Source organism: Bifidobacterium sp. UBA6881, from assembly GCA_002451435.1.
Lineage (GTDB): Bacteria > Actinomycetota > Actinomycetes > Actinomycetales > Bifidobacteriaceae > Bifidobacterium.
In genome coordinates this window covers 50,874-55,706 of sequence record DKCF01000038.1, presented here as the reverse complement: position 1 = coordinate 55,706, position 4,833 = coordinate 50,874, and the positions used below count along the sequence as shown (strand labels likewise).

Here is a 4,833-nt window from a genome sequence, read left to right as displayed (position 1 = left end):
GGAACATACAGCTTCATCGCCACCTTCGACGCCGCGCCATGGGAGCGGCGCTTCCACGACGCCATCGTCGACATCGCGGAACGCGGCGACTGGATCAAGACATTGGCGGTCTACCCGCGACGGGAACGGCCGAACCCGCCCGTCACCTCATGGATGCTGCCTCATGGGGGAGTACGGCTTGACTGCCGGCGACCGCCGGAACATTGGCGCGAAGACGACACGGTGAGAAGGGAACTGATGTGGTGATGGCGCAACAGAAAATCGCGATTGTGGGACTTGGCCTCATCGGAGGCTCTCTGGCGCGCAGACTCGCCGACGCGGGATGCGAAGTCACCGCATGGAACCACAACGACCGCCCCTACGCGACCGCCGAAGCCGACGGCATACGATGCATGCCCAGCCTCGGCGCGCTCGCCGAGGCGAAACCCGACGTGCTGGTGTTGTGCAATCCTCTGAAGGCGATGCCGCAGATCCTTGCGACATTGCGGGAATCCCTCGACCCCGAAACGACGACGCTCACCGATGTCGGCAGCGTCAAAGGCATGGTACGCGACCAGGTCGCGGCCGCGGGGCTCGACCGTTGCTATGTCGGCGCGCATCCGATGGCGGGCAATGAGCTTTCCGGTTGGGAGGCGTCCGATCCGACGCTGTACGACGACGCGCTCTGGGCCATCACCGTGGACCAGCATACGGAATACCATCGGTTCCTCGCCGTGGCCACCATGATCGTCGAACACTGCGCCAATCGGCTCATCGTGCTCGACGACGCCACCCACGATCGCGGCGCGGCGCTTATCTCGCATATGCCGCACGTCATCGCCACGGCCATGATCAACGAACTGGTCGATAACCCGGACCGCAACATCGCCGCCGCGCTCGCCGCCGGCTCCTGGCGCGACATGACCCGCGTGGCGTTGACCGATCCCAACCGCACCCGCGCGATGGTGGAAGAGGACGCCACCAATGTGGAGACGCTGCTGCGCGGCATGGCGGGCAGATTGACGGCCATGGCCGACGTGTTGCGACGCATTGGCGACCGGGGCGTGACCGATACGGATGACGATACACGGCTGTCGGAGTTCTTCGCGCAGGGGCAGCCTTTCCGCGACTACAAGGCCGCGTCCAAAGCTCCGGATTATGCCGACCGCTGCGCAACGGCGGAACTCGCCATCCCCGAACACGGATGGCAGCGGGCATTGCTGGAATCCGCGCGCAGGGGAGAGCACGTCATCCGTTTCGAAGACGACCATCATGTCGTCACGCAGGTGCGCTCCGCCGTCTGAACCGGCCGGCTGATGTTCTGAGACGTTCTGACCGGCCTCTTGGGCGGCTAAATCACCGTCCGGCGATTTTCCACCGGTTTGGGTTATCTGCGCGGTCTCAAACGGGGACGCTCCGGAACGGGTTTGAGCGTCACGATGGTATCCGCGGGAATGCTGACGCGCTGTTCCGGACGCGAGCCGTTCGCCGCGGCGTCACGAATCATCTCCAACGTCTGCCCGTCCCACGAGCGCACATGACCCACATAATCACGGAACTTCATACGGTGGTCGGTGGGATCGATGCCGTCACAGGTGCGCACCACGATGCGCGCACCTGCGGGAATCTCATTCGGAATCGGCATGCCATGCTCCTTCGAGTCATACGGCGGTTCGCCGTGATGCCATTCGGCACCATTCACCCACCAGCATAGTGGCCCGTGCCTATCGGTCCGTCATTCGCTGGCCACAGCGTCGAGCACCGGCTGCCTGAGCGCCTTCGAAGCGGGGGAGACGCTGGCGAGCAGACCGACGAGAATCGACAGCACAAGGAACAACACCAGCTGGTGCCACGGCACCGCCAGCGCCTCCAATCCGGATGACGCGTAGACGGCGCGTATCACCGCGCCCGCGGCGACGCCGACGACCAGTCCCATCACCGTGCCGAACACGGAGATGACCGCGGCCTCGATGCCCAGCATGCCGCGTATCTGCCCGCGCGATGTGCCGATGGCGCGCAACAATCCGATCTCCTTCGTGCGCTCCGACACGCTCAGCGCCAGCGTGTTCACGATGCCGAAGATCGCGATGATGATCGACAGCGCCAGCAGCGCGTACAGAATCATCAGCATCTGGTCGATCATCGAACTCATCGTCGATTTGTATTCGTCGCGGTCGAACACCGACACCGTGTAGTATTTCTTGACGGCCTTCTTGATGCGTTGCTTCACCGTGGCCGTGTTCGCGCCCGGCCTGTCGGTGACGTACGCCTGCATCACGAACATCGTCTGCTTGTTGCCGAGCTGCTCGGCCAGGTCGTCGTTGATGATCGCATAGTCGCGGTATACGGAGTTCGACACGATCGCGCCGATCGTCAGCGTCTTGCGCGTGGTGACCTTCTTCGTTTTGACCAGTGTCTTCGGATCGACGTTCTGCGCCTCCGTCGTGTACTGGGCGATCTCGTCGGTTTTGGATTGCGCGCCTGACGCATCGCCGGAGGCCGCGAGCCGCTGCGCCTCGTCCCGCAGCTCCTGCACATGGTCCTGCACCTGCGCCTGGTAATCGGCCTGCGCCTGCGCGGTGGCCTGCTCGTCCACCACGGTGTTCTCGGCGGTCACCTTGACCTTTTCGCCGACGTGCCATCCGCGGTCGTCCGCGATGTTCTTGCCGACCAGCAGCTTGCCGTCCTTCAACGCGGACGCGGCGTCGCCCGCCTCGGTCTCGGCGGCGAACACCTTGGTGAACAGCTCCGGCTGGGTGGCGAACGTGAAACCGGAGATGGCCTTGCCATCGTATTTCACACCGAGCACCACACGGTTGGACACCACATGCCGCACGCCCTTGACGTTCCTGATATCGCTGATCGCATCGTCGGAAATCTTCCCGTAGGAGGCCGAACTGACGGCGAAATCGGCCTTGAGACCGGTGTCGATCAGCGAATTGACGGACGCCTGCGCGGAAGACGCCACGACGCCCAGGCAGCTGACGATGGCGACGCCGACGAACAACGCCGCCGCGGTATTGGACGTGCGCCGCTTCGACCGGGAGATATTGCGGGTGGCGAGACGTCCCGTCACCGTGAAGATCTTCGACGGCAGCCATCCCAGCACCATGCCGGCGGGCGCGACGAAGGCCGGTCCCGCGACGATCACGCCGATCACTACCAGCGCCGCGCCGATGCCCAGCGGCCATCCGACGGCGATGCCGTTCACGGCCGCCCAAGGCGTGGGGCCGTCGCCGTCCGCCGAGGCCAACGCGCAGGTGAACGCCCAGCAGCCGGCTCCCAGAACCACCATGCACGTTCCGATGATGCCACGCAAGCGCACCGGTTTCTCCGGATTGACCGTCTCGTTCATCGCCTGGATCGGCGGAGCCAGTGCCGCGTTGCGCGCGGGCAGCGCCGCGCCGATCAACGTCACCAGCACGCCGACCAGCAGACCGACCAACATGTCGGATGCCGTCGGGTCGGTGGCTCCGGTCAGAGGCATGCCCATATTCGCCAAGCCGGACGCGATGAGCTTCACCATGCCCCAGCCCAATGCGATGCCGGCGCCGGAGCCCACCAGGCCCAGCACGACGGCCTGCACGATCACCGTCATGAACACCTGCATCGGGGATGCGCCGATGGAACGCAGCAGCGCGTAGCCGCGCATCGATTCGCGCACGATCATCGAGAACGTGTTCGCGATGATGAACGAGCCGACGAACAATGCGATGACGGCGAATATGAGGATCAGCGGTTGGATGAATCCGAGCGCGTCCTGCGTGGATTTGGTGGTTTCGTCGCGGTATTCGTCGCCGGTGATGGCATGCGCCTTCGCGGACTTCGGCAACGCCTTGTTGATGCGGTCGGCAAGCTGTTGCTGCTCGCTGTCGGTAAGCGGCGTCCTGGCGTCGCCGTAGACGCTGATCAGCGATGTCTTGTCGGGATCGTCGGATTGCTGCGTGGCCTGTTCCTTCGCGGTGGCCGGGTCGATGCCGATGATGATCGCGCCCGCCTGGCTCGCGGTCGTTGAGAAGATGCCGCTGACGGTCACCTTATGAGGGCCGTCGGCATAGACGACCTTCGTGGTGTCCCCGACTTTCAGCTTCGACTGCTCCGCGGCAAACGAATGCAGGGCGATCTCGTTCCCGTTGCGCGGATATGTGCCGGACGTGAACGTCGCCGAACGCCATGGCGTGGACGCGCTCATGCCCATGGCAAGGGTCGGTGCGCCGACCGTGGTCACCGCATCGCCGTGCTTGTCGACCAGCACCACGCCCGATACCGCGTACACGACCGGTGCCGAGGAGACGCCCTTCACCTTCGCGATGGTTTTGGCGAGATCGGCGTCGATGCTGTTGTAGGTCTTCGTGGAGCCGGTCGATGCCGACGACGCCCCGCTTTTGACCTCCTGCGAGCCGCGCACGTACACATCGTGGTCGGCGTTCGTGGACATCATCTGCGACACCTGGTTGTTGAGCATCTCCCGGAAGCAGAACGAGCCGACCACGAAGCTCACGCCGAGCGCGATGGCGATGATCGACATGACGAACCGGCCGAAATGGCTGCGCGCATCGCGCAATCCTATGCGAATCATGCTTGCGCGCCCTCCATGGTGGAGCCATCGTCGGCGTCGTCGCCGGCGAACACATCGAGGATCTCGTCATATGTCGGATGCGCCATATCGCGGGTGATGTTGCCGTCGGCCAGCACCAGCACGCGGTCCGCGAAGGAGGCCGCACGCGGGTCGTGCGTGACCATCACGATCGATTGGCCGTATTCGCGCACGGAATCACGCAGGAACCCCAGCACCTCGCGGCTGGAGCGGGAATCCAGATTGCCGGTCGGCTCGTCCGCGAAGATGACGGACGG

General features: G+C 64.4%; 3 protein-coding genes and 2 pseudogenes. 2 read left to right on the top strand and 3 right to left on the bottom strand.

Annotation, left to right across the window (positions count from 1 at the left end; genetic code table 11):
- A pseudogene (locus tag B3C64_RS03250) lies at window positions 1-246 on the top strand (chorismate mutase); the annotation flags it as partial.
- Complete coding sequence (locus B3C64_RS03245; protein WP_291533683.1) at window positions 246-1,283, top strand: prephenate dehydrogenase; 1,038 nt, start codon at window positions 246-248, stop codon at window positions 1,281-1,283. The pseudogene B3C64_RS03250 and the gene B3C64_RS03245, both read left to right, overlap by 1 nt.
- 83 nt (window positions 1,284-1,366) lie before the next feature.
- On the opposite strand, the gene B3C64_RS03240 is transcribed toward B3C64_RS03245, so the two are convergent.
- From B3C64_RS03240 to B3C64_RS03230, 3 genes and pseudogenes are all read right to left on the bottom strand, one after another.
- On the bottom strand, window positions 1,367-1,624 hold the full coding sequence (locus tag B3C64_RS03240) for a DUF6725 family protein (RefSeq protein ID WP_291533682.1): 258 nt from the start codon (window positions 1,622-1,624) through the stop codon (window positions 1,367-1,369).
- A 90-nt stretch (window positions 1,625-1,714) separates the two neighbouring features.
- A complete protein-coding gene (locus B3C64_RS03235; protein WP_291533681.1) occupies window positions 1,715-4,558 on the bottom strand; it encodes an ABC transporter permease in 2,844 nt (947 codons plus the stop codon).
- Window positions 4,555-4,833: pseudogene (locus B3C64_RS03230) on the bottom strand (ABC transporter ATP-binding protein); the annotation flags it as partial. The pseudogene B3C64_RS03230 and the gene B3C64_RS03235, both read right to left, overlap by 4 nt.